At 44.0% G+C, this 15,924-nt stretch carries 11 protein-coding genes and 2 pseudogenes; 2 read left to right on the forward strand and 11 right to left on the reverse strand.

The window, feature by feature from the left end:
* Window positions 1-49: 49 nt before the first annotated feature.
* The 3 genes from uvrA to GN277_RS16970 form a co-directional block, all read right to left on the reverse strand.
* Window positions 50-2,896, reverse strand: coding sequence for an excinuclease ABC subunit UvrA (gene uvrA, locus GN277_RS16960; RefSeq protein WP_159752045.1), 2,847 nt, complete (start codon window positions 2,894-2,896; stop codon window positions 50-52).
* Window positions 2,897-2,918: 22 nt separating this feature from the next.
* On the reverse strand, window positions 2,919-4,976 hold the full coding sequence (gene uvrB, locus GN277_RS16965; protein WP_244324757.1) for an excinuclease ABC subunit UvrB: 2,058 nt from the start codon (window positions 4,974-4,976) through the stop codon (window positions 2,919-2,921).
* 321 nt (window positions 4,977-5,297) lie between these two features.
* Window positions 5,298-6,377 carry a site-specific integrase gene (locus GN277_RS16970; RefSeq protein WP_244324758.1) on the reverse strand — a complete coding sequence of 360 codons (1,080 nt, stop codon included), beginning with the start codon at window positions 6,375-6,377 and terminating at the stop codon, window positions 5,298-5,300.
* Between the two features lie 173 nt (window positions 6,378-6,550).
* Between GN277_RS16970 and GN277_RS30310 the strand changes: the two genes are divergently transcribed.
* Both GN277_RS30310 and GN277_RS16975 read left to right on the forward strand, forming a co-directional pair.
* A complete protein-coding gene (locus tag GN277_RS30310; protein WP_244324759.1) occupies window positions 6,551-6,829 on the forward strand; it encodes a transposase in 279 nt (92 codons plus the stop codon).
* Window positions 6,830-6,846: 17 nt separating this feature from the next.
* On the forward strand, window positions 6,847-7,704 hold the full coding sequence (locus GN277_RS16975) for an IS3 family transposase (RefSeq protein WP_244324962.1): 858 nt from the start codon (window positions 6,847-6,849) through the stop codon (window positions 7,702-7,704).
* An 18-nt stretch (window positions 7,705-7,722) separates the two neighbouring features.
* Here GN277_RS16975 and GN277_RS16980 read toward each other — a convergent pair whose 3' ends face one another.
* The 8 genes and pseudogenes from GN277_RS16980 to GN277_RS17015 form a co-directional block, all read right to left on the reverse strand.
* On the reverse strand, window positions 7,723-7,950 hold the full coding sequence (locus GN277_RS16980) for a hypothetical protein (RefSeq protein ID WP_204162760.1): 228 nt from the start codon (window positions 7,948-7,950) through the stop codon (window positions 7,723-7,725).
* A 1-nt stretch (window position 7,951) separates the two neighbouring features.
* Window positions 7,952-9,145: a site-specific integrase gene (locus GN277_RS16985; RefSeq protein WP_159752046.1), complete on the reverse strand. Its 1,194-nt coding sequence runs from the start codon at window positions 9,143-9,145 to the stop codon at window positions 7,952-7,954.
* A 251-nt stretch (window positions 9,146-9,396) separates the two neighbouring features.
* Window positions 9,397-10,304, reverse strand: a pseudogene (locus tag GN277_RS30320) (transposase); the annotation flags it as partial.
* Window positions 10,265-10,543 (reverse strand): transposase, encoded by a 279-nt coding sequence (locus GN277_RS30325; RefSeq protein ID WP_244324759.1) that lies wholly within the window; start codon window positions 10,541-10,543, stop codon window positions 10,265-10,267. The pseudogene GN277_RS30320 and the gene GN277_RS30325, both read right to left, overlap by 40 nt.
* 78 nt (window positions 10,544-10,621) lie before the next feature.
* Window positions 10,622-11,113 (reverse strand): annotated as a pseudogene (locus GN277_RS17000) (tyrosine-type recombinase/integrase); the annotation flags it as partial.
* A gap of 97 nt (window positions 11,114-11,210) precedes the next feature.
* Window positions 11,211-12,119 (reverse strand): IS3 family transposase, encoded by a 909-nt coding sequence (locus tag GN277_RS17005; protein ID WP_159752047.1) that lies wholly within the window; start codon window positions 12,117-12,119, stop codon window positions 11,211-11,213.
* A complete protein-coding gene (locus tag GN277_RS17010; protein WP_159752048.1) occupies window positions 12,116-12,448 on the reverse strand; it encodes a transposase in 333 nt (110 codons plus the stop codon). The genes GN277_RS17005 and GN277_RS17010 overlap by 4 nt, the downstream gene beginning before the upstream one ends.
* Before the next feature lie 101 nt (window positions 12,449-12,549).
* Entirely contained in the window at window positions 12,550-15,867 is a 3,318-nt protein-coding gene (locus GN277_RS17015) for a hypothetical protein (protein WP_159752049.1), read from the reverse strand.
* Between the last annotated feature and the right edge of the window lie 57 nt (window positions 15,868-15,924).

Consider the following 15,924-nt stretch of genomic DNA (forward strand, 5'->3'; position numbering starts at 1 on the left):
TTGTTTGACAGCTTCTACTATTTTCTTTGCAATACTGGGACAAATTCAACTATTTTCTCTGCAATACTGCATGGATATATTTTCCTGTATATGAAATCGGATTCTGTGCCACCTCCTCCGGAGTTCCCTTGGCGATTACAGTACCGCCCCTGTCGCCTCCCTCTGGCCCAATGTCTATAATATAGTCTGCCGTCTTAATCACATCTAGGTTGTGCTCAATCACAATTACCGTATTCCCATCCGACGACAAACGGCGCAGGATCTCCGTCAGCTTGTGGACATCTGCAAAATGCAGCCCTGTTGTGGGCTCGTCCAGAATATAGATGGTCTTACCTGTACTCCGCTTGCTTAACTCCGTCGCAAGCTTAATCCTCTGTGCCTCGCCTCCTGACAAGGTTGTGGAGGGCTGCCCAAGCCGAATATAGGATAGTCCCACATCATAAAGCGTCTCCATCTTCCGCCGGATACTGGGTACATTTTCAAAGAAATGCAGCGCCTCCTCCACAGTCATATCGAGAACATCATAAATACTTTTCCCTTTATATTTTACCTCCAACGTCTCACGGTTATACCTCTTACCGCCGCAGACTTCACAAGGCACGTAGACATCCGGAAGAAAATGCATCTCAATCTTTAAGATTCCGTCACCGCTGCAGGCCTCACATCTGCCGCCCTTCACGTTGAAGCTGAATCTTCCCTTCTTATATCCTTTTGCCTTGGCATCCGCCGTAGCCGCAAAGAGATCACGAATCAAATCAAACACACCTGTATAGGTAGCAGGATTGGATCTGGGAGTACGTCCAATGGGAGACTGGTCAATATTGATTACCTTGTCAAGCCTGTCCATCCCCTCGACCTCATCATGCTTGCCCGGAAGGGTTCTGGCTCGGTTTAACTCTCTGGCAAGCCGCTTGTAGAGAATTTCGTTGACAAGAGAGCTCTTTCCTGATCCGGATACGCCCGTCACACAGGTCATGACCCCAAGCGGAAACTCCACATCAATATTCTTCAGATTATTCTCCCGCGCCCCCAGCACCTTAAGCCATCCCAACGGCTTGGCCCGTTCCTTTGGTACAGGAATACGGATTTTGCCGCTTAGGTATGCACCGGTAACAGAAGCCTTGTTGCGCATAATCTCCTTTGCATTTCCCTTGGCTACCACCTCACCGCCATGTTCTCCGGCTCCCGGCCCGATATCCACGATATAGTCTGCATCCATCATCGTATCCTCATCATGCTCTACCACAATGACAGAATTCCCCAAATCCCGCAAATGCTTCAAAGTTCCCAGGAGTTTGTCATTATCCCTCTGATGAAGCCCGATACTCGGCTCATCCAGAATATAGGCAACCCCCACCAGTCCGGAGCCAATCTGCGTCGCCAGTCGGATTCGCTGTGCTTCGCCTCCCGACAAGCTTCCCGTTGCCCGTGCAAGGGTCAAATAATCAAGTCCTACATCCATTAAAAACTGAATCCGCGCCCGAATCTCTTTCAAAATCTGCCCGCCAATTAGCATCTGCTGTTTATTTAATTCTAACTGGTCCAAAAATTCCTGGAGACGCTCAATAGACAGGGCCGTAAGTTCCGCAATATTCCGGTCTCCCACAGTGACCGCAAGAGCGCCCGGCTTTAATCTCTGACCTTTACACTCATGGCAGGGTGTAATCCGCATAAACTCCTCATATTCCGCCTTGGAGTACTCGGAGGAAGTCTCCCTGTAACGTCTCTCTACGTTGCGCAGCAGCCCTTCAAAGGCCACGTCGTAGGCCCCTTCTCCCCGCTGTCCCCGATAATAGACTCTAACCTCCCTGCCGTCCGTACCATGAATCAGTACATCGTGAATCTTCTTAGGATAATCCTTAAAAGGTGTATCCAGGGAAAAATCATACTCTTTGCTAAGAGCCTCCAGAATCGCATAGGAAAAGCTCTTTTTATCGTTGCAGGACTGCCATCCCATAACTGTAATAGCGCCCTCCATAATGCTTAAGTTCTTATTCGGAATAATCAGGTCCTCGTCAAATTCCATCTTATATCCCAAGCCAAAACATTCGGGACATGCTCCAAACGGATTATTAAAGGAAAAGCTTCTCGGCTCAATCTCCTCGATGCTGATTCCACAGTCTGGACAGGAGAAGCTCTGGCTGAAATTAAAAGTCTCTCCATCAATGACATCCACAGTCAGCAGGCCTTCTGCCAGCCCAAGAACCGTCTCAATAGAATCCGTCAGCCTTTTCTCGATTCCTTCCTTAATCATCAGACGGTCCACAATAATATCAATATTGTGTTTGATGTTCTTGTCCAGAACAATCTCCTCCGACAGTTCATATAAATTACCGTCCACCCTGACACGGACATATCCGTTCTTCTTAGCCCGCTCAAAAAGCTTTACATGGGTTCCCTTTCTTCCCCGTACCACTGGCGCCAGCAGCTGAATCTTCGTCCTCTCTGGCAACTCCATAATCTGATCCACCATCTGGTCTACCGTCTGCTTCTTAATCTCCTTCCCACATTTGGGGCAGTGTGGAATCCCGATACGGGCATAAAGCAGACGGAAATAATCATAGATCTCCGTCACCGTACCCACCGTAGATCTTGGGTTACGGTTCGTGGATTTCTGGTCAATGGAGATTGCAGGAGACAACCCTTCAATGCTCTCAACATCTGGCTTCTCCATCTGCCCCAGGAACTGCCTGGCATAAGAAGACAGTGACTCCATATATCTTCTCTGCCCTTCAGCGTAAATGGTATCGAAAGCCAGAGAGGATTTCCCTGAGCCGCTTAATCCTGTCAGAACCACCAGCTCATCCCTTGGAATATCCAGATCAATATTCTTCAGATTGTGCTCATTGGCGCCTCTGATTCTGATAAATTGTTTGCTATCCCTTTTCTTTGCCATGTTTTATCCTTCCTAAATTTATCTATAGATCATTTAACACTTTCTTCAACTCCACAAGCTTATCCCTTAACTCTGCTGCTGCCTCGAAATTCAGCTCTGCCGCCGCCTTCTTCATCTGCTTCGTAATCTCCTGAATCAGCTTCTCCAACTCCTTCTGGCTCATAGACTCTGGATCCTTCTCCATCCGAAGCTCCTCTGCGGCAACCTTCTTCGACACGGCAATTAAGTCGCGGACACTCTTCTTGATCGTCTGTGGGGTAATGCCATGTTCTTCATTATACTTCATCTGAACCTTACGGCGTCTCTCAGTTTCCTCAATAGCCAGACGCATGGAATCCGTAATCGTATCGGCATACATAATTACATGTCCTTCTGCATTACGCGCCGCACGCCCGACGGTCTGAATCAGGGACGTCTCTGAACGTAAGAAGCCTTCCTTATCTGCATCCAGGATTGCCACAAGGGTAATCTCCGGTATGTCTAAGCCCTCCCGAAGAAGATTGATTCCCACCAGCACGTCAAAAACATCCAGCCGCATATCTCGAACAATCTCTGTTCTCTCCAGCGTATCAATATCCGAATGGAGATAACGGACACGAATCCCCACCTCCCGCATATAGTCTGTAAGATCCTCTGCCATACGTTTTGTCAGTGTAGTAATCAGGACCTTATTCTTATTGCCAATCTCTTTGTTCACTTCACCCACCAGATCATCTATCTGCCCTTCCACTGGCCGCACCTCAATCTCTGGGTCCAGAAGTCCTGTAGGACGGATCACCTGCTCTGCTCGCAGCAATTCATGTTCATCCTCATAGGGTCCCGGAGTGGCAGAAACAAACATCACCTGGTCTATCTTACCTTCAAATTCTTCAAAGTTCAAGGGGCGGTTATCTTTTGCAGAAGGAAGACGAAAACCATATTCCACCAGGGTTGATTTCCTGGACTGGTCGCCGTGGTACATGCCTCCAATCTGGGGCACTGTCTTATGGGATTCGTCAATCATCATAATAAAATCGTCTGGAAAATAATCGATTAGCGTGTGGGGCGGCTGCCCTGCCGCAAGTCCGGTTAAGTGTCGGGAGTAGTTCTCAATTCCTGAACAAAAGCCTGTCTCCCGCATCATCTCTATATCAAAATTCGTACGTTCAGCTATCCTCTGAGCCTCCAGAAGCTTCCCTTCGCTCTTAAAATACTTAACCTGCTCCTCTAACTCAACCTCAATCTCCTTAATCGCCCTGTCAAGGCTCTCCTTGGATACCACATAATGGGACGCAGGGAAGATTGCTACATGGTTCAATTCATTCTTAATCTCTCCGGTCAAAATATCAATCTCTGTGATACGGTCTACTTCGTCACCGAAAAATTCGATTCGATATCCCAGACTCTCATAGATTGCTGGTATAATCTCCAATACGTCTCCGCGGACACGGAAGGTTCCCCGCTTAAAGTCCATCTCGTTGCGGTCGTACTGAATCTCGATTAACTTCTTGATTACCTCGTCCCGATCCTTGATCATTCCTGGGCGTAGGGAGATTACCATGTTCTGGTAATCTATAGGGGAACCAAGACCGTATATGCAGGATACGCTGGCTACGATGATTACATCCCGCCGTTCAGATAATGCCGCTGTGGCGGAGTGGCGGAGCTTGTCAATCTCATCGTTGATGGATGAGTCCTTGGCAATGTAGGTGTCCGAGGAGGGTACGTAGGCTTCGGGTTGGTAGTAGTCGTAATAGGACACAAAATATTCCACTGCATTCTCAGGGAACATCTCCTTGAATTCTCCGTATAGCTGCGCCGCAAGCGTTTTGTTGTGGGCGATGACCAGCGTCGGCTTCTGCAATTCCTGAATGACATTCGCCATCGTAAATGTCTTACCGGAACCCGTAACCCCTAGTAAAGTCTGGAATTGATTGCCCTCCTTGAAGCCTTTGACCAGCTCGGCGATAGCCTGCGGCTGGTCGCCTGTGGGCTTGTAGGGGGCTTGTAATTTAAAAGCATGCCCGTCTTTTGGGCTGCTTTTATGAGCAAGTAGCTGACTATTGTCAGCGGATTGCGAATTTCCTCTCTTATCTGGCATATGAAAACCTCCAATTTGTAACCGAAAAAAGTTTGCCTATTCGCCCGAAATTCGTGTAATTTGATTTTCGATTCGTGTAAAATAGGCTTGCAAAGCTGGCGAATAAGCGTTAAAATAGCAATTACACGAATGCAGGTCACAAAACCGTATTTTTGAAACGAAACAACACTGAATAACACCAACCAGTACAGATAGTATTATCCAGTCATTTGGTTTTTCATTATAACATATAAGTCAAAAAAAGTACAGACCAAAATCGAACTTTTGTTCTGTACTTTTTATATCTTTTTAATACGATTCGGTTATGCCAATATCTTAGTTTCATGCAAGAAATTCACTAATTTGTTCTATATAATTATCTTCTGAAAAATCTGTGCCGCTTTCACTTTCTTCTTTTGGGATTACTTCATCAATAAATGGCTGGAGATCGTCTAAGCAGTCCTCAATGATTTCGGCAGTGTCTCCATAAACATCTATGGTGATAATTTCTTTCGCATGTCCCATGAGCTGCGATACCGCTTTAGGATTGAAATTATTCTTTAATAAGATAGTACAAAAAGTGCTTCTCAAATCATGCCACCTTATATCAGGCAGTCCATTGTCCTCCAACAGCTTCTTATAATGCCTCCAGTGAAAATCCTTGCTTCTCGGACGTCCATAAGTGGAACAGCAGATATAATCCAAATCCTGAAATGTGTCTGACCTCCTTCTGCGGTTCTTCTCATACACTTTTCTTTCTTCCAGAATGGCTTCAAACACATAATCCGGTATGGGTATGGTTCGGTAGCTGGACGGCGTTTTCAATCCGATTTCCTGCTTTGTAAACGTCTTAGCCGGGAATTCCTCGGCGGTCGTGTTTGGTTTCTTGCCTAACTGCCGCTGTACCTTTAATGTCCGGTTGATATAATCTATATCCGAATATTTTACCCCATTGATTTCACACCGCCTCAATCCCAACAGCACTGCAAAAAGTACCTGCATATGGATTGGCGTTTCCCTGCTCTCTTCAATGAGCGTTAAAACCTGCTCCATATTCAGCGTCTTTTGTGTATCAATGTTCCGGGTGTGATAGGCTTTCTTTTCTACCTGCTTTGGCAAAGCAACATCAATCGTCGGATTTATGGAAATGATCTTCTTATTCACAGCATACTGCATGGACGTATTCATCACCGTTTTTACCAGCCTTGCAATAGAAGCCGAAGCAGCCGCTTCTTCATAATAAAGGCTCTGGATATGGCTCCGTTTGATCTCTGTCATTCTGATGTTTCCCATCGCTGGAATCACATGGTTATTCACAATATTGGAATAGGTTTCGTAGGAGCCGCTTGTAATGCGTGGACGCATTTCTTTTTCAATCCAGAACAGCATAAAGTCTTTCACTTTTACACTTGTATATACCACATATGTGCCTGAATATAATTCACCCAGCGTCTTGTCCCTGTCCGTGTTCGCCGCTTTCTTTGTAGCAAATCCGGATTTCTGCTGTGGTATTTTTTGGTGTTAGTATATAAGTGTGGACAGGAAAAGTTGAACAACCTATACTATCAAGTGAAAAAGCAAAGGAGATGTTTTACATGGCGAAAAACCAGAAATCTTACACTCCGGAATTCAAGCAGCAGATCGTGGATCTGTATAATGCCGGAGGAACCTCGTATCCGCAACTGGAGCGTGAATATGGCGTAAATCGAAGCACACTCAGCAACTGGGTAAAACAGCTCTCCCCCATCAAAGTATCCGGGGAGGAGACGGTCACCCTTAAGGAGTATAAGGCTCTCCAGAAAGAAATCCAACGCCTTAAGATTGAGAATGAAATATTAAAAAAAGCGACCGCCTTATTCGCGAAAGAACTATAGCCGAGATTGTTTCCTTTATCCAGAACAACTTAACCCGCTACTGTGTATCTCAGCTTTGCAGCGCTCTGAAATTCCCAAGGAGTACCTATTACAAGGCTCTGGTTTGTGTACCCTCGAATAAGCAGAAGGCATATGCGGAATTCGGCAGGAAAGTGAAACAGGCATATGATGACTCAAAACAAAGGTATGGGGCTGTCAAAATATGCCGTGTGCTGAATGATAATGGTACACCTTGCAGCGTCAAGAGGGTGCAGAGGCATATGGCAGAGCAGGGACTGCGCTCTATCGTAGTAAAGAAGTACAATCATCATGCCAACCATGGCAGCATCCCGGAGGATAAGAAAAATATCCTGAGGCGTGATTTTGGGACGGAGACCATCAACCAGAAATGGTGTACGGATATCACTTACATCCATGTACAGAAAGAAGGATGGACCTATCTGGCTTCTGTCATGGATCTGTGCAGCCGAAAGATTATAGGGTATGCCTATGGCACATCTATGACGGCGGAACTGGCGGTTAAAGCGGTAGAAAACGCATGCCTGAATGTCAGGGATACCGAGGGGATCATCCTTCATAGTGATCTTGGAAGTCAGTATACGAGCCAGGCATTTGAAGACTGCCTGGGCAGTAAAGGAATCCTGCATTCATTTAGTCGTAAGGGAAATCCATACGATAATGCCTGTATGGAATCTTTCCATTCCGTACTGAAAAAGGAAGAAATCTATCTTCATACTTACCAGGATTTAAGGGAAGCTCGCAGAGCAATCTTTAAATACATAGAGGGCTGGTATAACCGTAAACGGATCCATAGCTCTATCGGTTATCTGACACCACAGCAAAAGGAGGATGAGGAACTCAAAAAAGCAGCATAATCTTTCAACTTTTTTTGTCTAAAGTATTGACATAGATCCATTTGTCCCGTCCGCATAAATCAGAACCACACGATAGCCAAACTTATTCTTAATCGGCGTGACGTTATAAACCTTCCAGTCCACAAACTGCTGTAATTTTAAGCTGGAATCTCCGTTTACAACAGAGATTCCAGCTCTCGCGGCAGTCGCCAAATGTCCATGCAAGCACGGCCGTTTGGCTCGTTGCTCACGGAAATCAAATTCCATATTATCCTGTCCCTTCCCTGCCTTCAGGAGCAAAAGCATCATTCATAAAGGCAATAATCTTTTCTTTCTCATCCATGACGTCGCAATAATATTCAAAAGTCGTATTGACAGAACTATGTCCCAATAACCCTGATATTTTCGCAAGCGGAACACCCTGCTCCACCAAAATTGTCGCAAACATATGGCGAAGTCCATGCACGGTTACGGCAGGAAGCCCATTCCGCACACACAGCTTTGTCAAAGCATTGTTCATGGCAGACAGGCTATGTACCTTTCCATTTGCCTGACAACTGATATAATCGTTATCAATAAAAGCCTCCTGCATCTTCTCTTTATACATATCTATCTGACATTTTCTTTTCTCCAACTCCGTAATAATGACCTCCGGCACACGCAATACCCGGAAACTGTTGGGCGTTTTGGGATCACGTTCGATTGAAATATTTTCTTCAATCCTGCTGCCCTCTTTTATGATTGGGTTTGCAACAATCTGCCTGCTGATTTTCACACTACGATGTTCTAAATCAAAGTCAGAAAATTTCAGTCCATAAATTTCACCTTTCCGCAGTCCACAAAACAGTCCCAACAGAATTTCCAGATACCAGTTATCCTTTGAAGCCGCCTGAAGGAGTATTTTTATTTTCTCCCTGCTGAGAATCACGATATTGGGTTTCTTTCGCTTATACGGCTTTGTTTCCGGCACGGGATTCACATTGATATAGCCCTCTATGACTGCCTCTTTCATGGCAAGATTCAAAATTTCCCGTCCTTTGTTTCCTGCCGAAACACAAGCCTTTGACGTCCTCTCCAGAAGTCCGTCCAGGTATTCCACGCTGACAAATCTCATCTTTATATCATAATCAATGTTTGGGATAATCAAGTCATATAAGGTGTATGCCCCAACCATTCTTGTTGTCGTTTCAATTCTTTTTGAAAACACTTCCTCAAACCAGTAGATAAGATACTCTTTAAAGAGGACGTCTTTATTGGATTTGCTGGAAAGCTGCTGTTTCCGCAACAGCGTATTAAATTCTTCCTCGCATTTCCGATAACTGGCCTCCGCCTCTGCCTGACTGGAAAATCCGCCTTTCTTTCCATATTTAACAATGCCATTATCTTGCAGTGCCTTTGTACGGTGATACCATGAATTTCGTTCAAAAAAAGCAACACTCTTTTCCTGTGTTTTCTTTCCCATTCCTATCACCTCCGCACATTTAGCTCGCTCCATTTAACCATTGATCAAATCCCTCTTTGGGAACCCGGTACAGCTTACCTATTTTTATTACCCTGAACGGTTTCTGACTCTCATAGGCTTCATCCAGAAATGCGTATGCCTTACTTCTGCCAATACCCAATAACTTTTGAATGTCATCAGCGTCATAAACCTGTTTTTGTAAATTTGGATCTATGTCAATACTTTAGACAAAAAAAGTTGAAAGATTATGCTGCTTTTTTGAGTTCCTCATCCTCCTTTTGCTGTGGTGTCAGATAACCGATAGAGCTATGGATCCGTTTACGGTTATACCAGCCCTCTATGTATTTAAAGATTGCTCTGCGAGCTTCCTTTAAATCCTGGTAAGTATGAAGATAGATTTCTTCCTTTTTCAGTACGGAATGGAAAGATTCCATACAGGCATTATCGTATGGATTTCCCTTACGACTAAATGAATGCAGGATTCCTTTACTGCCCAGGCAGTCTTCAAATGTCTGGCTCGTATACTGACTTCCAAGATCACTATGAAGGATGATCCCCTCGGTATCCTGACATTCAGGCATGCGTTTTCTACCGCTTTAACCGCCAGTTCCGCCGTCATAGATGTGCCATAGGCATACCCTATAATCTTTCGGCTGCACAGATCCATGACAGAAGCCAGATAGGTCCATCCTTCTTTCTGTACATGGATGTAAGTGATATCCGTACACCATTTCTGGTTGATGGTCTCCGTCCCAAAATCACGCCTCAGGATATTTTTCTTATCCTCCGGGATGCTGCCATGGTTGGCATGATGATTGTACTTCTTTACTACGATAGAGCGCAGTCCCTGCTCTGCCATATGCCTCTGCACCCTCTTGACGCTGCAAGGTGTACCATTATCATTCAGCACACGGCATATTTTGACAGCCCCATACCTTTGTTTTGAGTCATCATATGCCTGTTTCACTTTCCTGCCGAATTCCGCATATGCCTTCTGCTTATTCGAGGGTACACAAACCAGAGCCTTGTAATAGGTACTCCTTGGGAATTTCAGAGCGCTGCAAAGCTGAGATACACAGTAGCGGGTTAAGTTGTTCTGGATAAAGGAAACAATCTCGGCTATAGTTCTTTCGCGAATAAGGCGGTCGCTTTTTTTAATATTTCATTCTCAATCTTAAGGCGTTGGATTTCTTTCTGGAGAGCCTTATACTCCTTAAGGGTGACCGTCTCCTCCCCGGATACTTTGATGGGGGAGAGCTGTTTTACCCAGTTGCTGAGTGTGCTTCGATTTACGCCATATTCACGCTCCAGTTGCGGATACGAGGTTCCTCCGGCATTATACAGATCCACGATCTGCTGCTTGAATTCCGGAGTGTAAGATTTCTGGTTTTTCGCCATGTAAAACATCTCCTTTGCTTTTTCACTTGATAGTATAGGTTGTTCAACTTTTCCTGTCCACACTTATATACTAACACCAGTAATCAGCTTTTTCGGGAATACCGCAAAGCGGAAGGAATTTTGCAGCACCGCCGAGAACAGGAGCATATACCCTTTGCTCATGGGCTTTGAAGTTGTCCCGTCCGGGTTTGTCCCACCGTAGCTCATGAAATCAATAAACGCCTGCAAATGGTCGGCGGTCACGGTTTTCAGCTTGCGTTTGCCAATGGGATATTGCTTGATACGATTGACCGTTCCCTGATAGGACATGACCGTCCCGTTGCTTAAGTTTCCGGGTTTCAGTTCTTCCTCTACCCACATATCCAGCATATCGCCTACCGTGATGTTTTCTGCTTTCCCGACAAACTGCTTTTCCTCGTAATCCGCTATTGCTTTGCGGAGCATGGCTTCTGTCTCCGCCTTGCTTTCTGTGCCTGCAAACTCTTTCTGCACTTTTCTGCCGCTTTCATCTTCGATATAAAAGCGTCCGTACCACTTTTTGCCTTTCTTTCTTACAGAACCTTTTGCCATAGATAAAAAACTCCTTTCTATCCGTGGCAATCGGGACTGTGACATATGGTGATATTGTCAATATTAGTTGACACTTTTTTCTCAAGGGTATCACTGCCTATGCCGCCAGTTCCAAAGCCTCATAATACTGCCTGCGTTTTATCATAGGAGGAAGTCCGCCATTTGCAGAGCAGATCCTTCGGTTATTCCAGTAGCTGAGGAAGTATCTCCAAATGTGTACCTTTAATTCCTCTACAGTCATTTGTTTTGTGTCATGGCGGTCGTACAGAAGTTCCGTCTTCATTCTGGCCCACATACTTTCACAGCGTGCATTATCATGGCAGCGTCCTCCGGCACTGTTCATGCTTTGATGGATATGGTGTTCCAGGATGGTCTTCCGGTAGCACTCACTGGTATACTGTGTTCCCCGGTCACTATGGATCACTGCGCCTTCCAGTGCAGGGTAAGCTGTCAGGGCATTCCTCAATGTTTGGATACACAAATCTGCTTTCATATTTGTTCCCATTGCAAGACCGAGAACGCTAAGATCAAAGCAGTCAAAAATCGCAGATACATACAGTTTCCCATTGGACGCTGGAATCTCCGTGATATCTGTGATGCATTTTTCCAATGGGGCATCCGCACGGAAATCCCTCCTTAAAAGATCGTCTGATTTCATCGCTTCCCGATCCGCTTTTGTAATTCCGTTCGGTTTGCGCTTTGGACGGTGGCCCAGGCCAATCCGATCCATGACCCTGTACACAGTCCTCTCACTGGGGATATGTACTCCCTTCGGCTGCTTTAGCAGCAACGCCTGATACATCCGGATCCGTCCATAAGTATCATTGCATTCATCCTCGCTGATGATTTCTTTCATGGCATCCGCCAGATCCTGGTACTTCCAGGGACGGTCTTTGTTCGCGAGATATTTATAGAAGCCTTGCCGGCTGACACCAAGCATCCGGCAATAAAATGAAATTTTTCTGGTAATCCTGCCGTCCTCTGTTTTCAAAGTCAGGAATATCATCCTCTGGTTTTTGCTGACTTCCGACGGCTGGCGGCGAAAAAAGCGCTGGCTTCCTCCAGAAATTCGTTTTCTTCTTCCAGACGTCGGATTTCTTTGTCCTGCTCCTTAACCCGCTTACGCAGCATGGTAATTTCTTCTGACAGGCTCATTGCACTGGCAGGGGTATGGGAACCTTCCCCAAAGTCTAACTTACCGGCTCTTACGGCTTTCAGCCATGTATGGATGGTTCCTTCAGGGATTCCTAATTCTTTAGCAGCCTTAGCGCCGCCGATTTCTTTGGCAAGTTTTACTGCCTGTACTTTGTATTCATGGTCATATTTACGTGCCACTTTGAATACCTCCTTATTCTCTTGGTTTTATTATGAAATCCTTGAGAATAAGCTGTCAACTTTTTTTATACCACATCATTTCGGTATTTCACAGATTCTTATTAACCCCGGTAAAATTTCTTCCTGCTAAGGATTCCACATACGCCTAACGCAATCATCCCAAGTACCATCCAGTATATGATATTCGTCTCGTCTCCTGTTTTCGCACTCTTTTTCGGACTTGCGACCTGTTCTTTCTTCTGTGTCGGTGAAATCTCTGCCGGAACATCTGACTGGGACATCTCTTTATCTGACATCACAATCACATAATCGGAGGCATGAGAAAATTCCAGACTTACATTTCCATCCGGATTAATCTTTCCGGCATTAATAAATACCATCTTTCCGTCGCTATCATGGTAATACAGATTACCGAACTGCCCCGAATGTTCACTTCCCACGTTCACGGTCAATGAAGCTTTAAATCCGAAATCTCCCTCATGCGCTAAGGAAAGCTGTCTGATTGGATTATCTCCTGCAAGCGCCTGTAAGGTCTTACTTGGTATATTCTTGGTATCCAGTATTACTTGAAGATTAATATCTTTCAAATTGCCAGCCTTAATATCTGTACCGTTAATCGTCCAGGTATATCCGCCCATATTCAACTGAACATCTACATCCTTTCCTTTGGCGGCTTCCAGTATCTCCTTTGAAATTACGGTCGCACCATCCATATCTATGCTGACAGACCCGCCGGATTCTGCTGATTTAATAATCTTTATGGTATTATCAATCGTCTCTTGCGGAAGGGTTACTCCCGGCGCCGGAATTGACGGATTCTCTGGCTGGCTCGGATTCTCCGGCTGGCTTGGCTGTGTCGGCTGATCTGGTTCTTCGGAAGCCTTAGTTCCATATCCACAGAACGTCATACATTCTTCTACCGTAAACGTATCACCCGGCGGAGCAGAGACACTCCATACCACGTTTTCATAACCATCAAAGGACTTCCTACATGTAACCGTCTCGCCTTTTTCCACCACTTGGCAGATAATAGTTTCATATTCATAATACTCATCCCCATCCCATGCAGGGAGAGCCATTACTGGGTCTATGATATAACGTACTAAACAATTTTCGTATACCGCTTCCATATTAATCCGTTGCCCTTGGGTTGCTACAGCGTTGTCCCCAATGCCCGTAATTTTCCATTCTTTAAAAACTAACCCAGGATAAAATTCCGGTAATTTCTCCTCTTTAAGAGTCTTAATCACATCCTTACCAGTTGTCCCTTCATCTACAAATACTGCTCTTTTTGCATAGTTATTGCCTCTTTGATTAAAACTATTTATATAGCCTACTTCCAATAATATCTTGCCTGAAAATTTAGCACGGAGTTTGATAGAAAGATAATCAGCAGCAATTTCATCATCTTCCATTATATTATTATTATATGAAGTATTCTCCCATTGTTCTAACCTATATTCCTTCGTGATATCTTCCGGTAAGTACTCTTTTGCCTTTTTTATTACAGATCCATAAGTTTCTCCTTTTTCAAAAAGTAATGGCAGAGTTTTCTTACTCCAATTACTTTCAGTATCAACATAAGTATATTCTACCGTTATACTATTTTTGTCATAAACAGCATCTATACGAACATAATCTGTATTGAAAGGACTTTCATCCGTACATCCATAAGGCATTTCCATCTCCCATTTCTGGAATGACATACCTTGATATGATTCTTCCGGCGCCTCTGCACTTTCTACCATTTTTCTCAGCTCTTTGCATGTCATGCCTTCGGGGACTTCTACTTTCTGCGTTTGATAGGATATATTCCCATCCGCTTTGCGATATTTATAATTTGCAGAAACAAGTGTTTTATCATATTTTGCCCGAATAGACATATAACTCGAATTTCCTACTACCTGCGTATCCTCTGTAATTGGATTTCCGTTATAATCCGTCCATCCAGTTTGTGTAAATCCTGGATATTTTGACTGCATTTCTGGAAATGTAATGCCAATCTCCTTCAATGTCTGACGTCGTTCAACTTTTTCTTTTTGATACTTCTGAATGGTTTCCCATTCTCCATTCTCATTTAATGCACTAAAACTAATGTTAATATCATAGGTAGGATTTACAAACGTATTGCCATTCGTTACCTGGATATAATATGGATAATTTGCGTTATAGGTAAATGCACTATAATCTGCGCTGTTATTTTCCGTATCACTAATCTGGATGGAGTTTACATACCATTCACATGGATATGTATCCTCTGTAACTTCAAATACCCCTTCATAAACAGCTTTCTCCTCATCATAATACACATATGCAGTTTTTGATGAATTTGCAATATCTGAAATAGCTCGGAAATACACATATCCACGTTCATCCAATTTGCCTTCGTCGCTAACAGCTTCTATTGTGATATTAACACTATCTCCGGCAGAAAGCGTTTCCCCGTTTCTATCTAATGAAACCGACGTAATAACAGGCTTTGTCACATTAGATACGGTCTTTTTTACGATATACTTGCACTCTCCTATACTATCTATATTGAGATACTCTGCTTTTCCTATTGAGCCTTTCTTTATATAAATGCTCTGTAAAGTCCACGTTCCGTCACCGTAATAAATTCCAACAGTATTATTGCTTTTGAACTCTTTTTTATTTTCCGTATTCACTGAATAGAAAGAAAATTCTCTGGTACTCGTATATGAAGAATTTTTACATTGAAAGCTCGCATATATTCTATATCCCTCTAATTCTTCTTCCGTTTCCAGCGTCATCTCCAACATCCCATTTTCGTCAAGAGTCTGTCCATTTTGTTTAAATTCAAATTTTTTTATATGAACTTCTTCTGATGTCTGCTGTTCTACAGAAACCCAGTATTTATATTCTCCATTTTCGTAACATGAATAATTAATATAATTACTAGCCTTGTCTGTCACTTCAATTGAAGAAATCGATATTTTTTCAGCGCTCGTATTTGATAGCGTATATTCACATACATAACATCCCTTTTCTATATCAAAGGAGGTATTCATATATACAGTATCTCCATCCGCAGAAATCCTTGCCTCTACACTCAATTTTCCTTCTTCCGTCCCCGTATCATAGGCATACACATAAAGCCGAATGGTTTCATCCGCCTTTACAGTTGCACCCTGCTGCGGAAATTCCACCTTTTCGATGACAGGCTTCGTCGTATCATACTGCCCATTACCTGCCTTTTCGGTTCCTGTTGTTCCCCCTGACTCTTGTGTCTCTTTTTCTTCATCTAAATCCTGATTAGTCTCTGTATTATCGCCAGCTTCCGTCATTTTATCATCCGTCGCCGGTTCTTCTGCATAGATAGAAACAGGATTTGCCATTGTAACTAACATAGCTATCAACAGCGCAAAAATCGAAATCCTTTTTATTAATTTCCTTTTCATTCGTTATCTGCTCCTTTTACTCATAATGATTACTTTTCCTATAACAACTCCCACCTA

The organism is Sporofaciens musculi, assembly GCF_009830285.1.
Taxonomy (GTDB): domain Bacteria; phylum Bacillota; class Clostridia; order Lachnospirales; family Lachnospiraceae; genus Sporofaciens; species Sporofaciens musculi.

Coding starts and splice junctions, on each gene's coding strand:
- GN277_RS30310 (WP_244324759.1), top strand. CDS start 6,551: ATGGCGAAAAACCAGAAATCTTACACTCCGGAATTCAAGCAGCAGATC.
- uvrB (WP_244324757.1), bottom strand. CDS start 4,976: ATGCCAGATAAGAGAGGAAATTCGCAATCCGCTGACAATAGTCAGCTA.
- GN277_RS16985 (WP_159752046.1), bottom strand. CDS start 9,145: ATGGGAAAGAAAACACAGGAAAAGAGTGTTGCTTTTTTTGAACGAAAT.
- uvrA (WP_159752045.1), bottom strand. CDS start 2,896: ATGGCAAAGAAAAGGGATAGCAAACAATTTATCAGAATCAGAGGCGCC.
- GN277_RS17005 (WP_159752047.1), bottom strand. CDS start 12,119: ATGATATTCCTGACTTTGAAAACAGAGGACGGCAGGATTACCAGAAAA.
- GN277_RS17015 (WP_159752049.1), bottom strand. CDS start 15,867: ATGAAAAGGAAATTAATAAAAAGGATTTCGATTTTTGCGCTGTTGATA.
- GN277_RS16980 (WP_204162760.1), bottom strand. CDS start 7,950: ATGGAATTTGATTTCCGTGAGCAACGAGCCAAACGGCCGTGCTTGCAT.
- GN277_RS30325 (WP_244324759.1), bottom strand. CDS start 10,543: ATGGCGAAAAACCAGAAATCTTACACTCCGGAATTCAAGCAGCAGATC.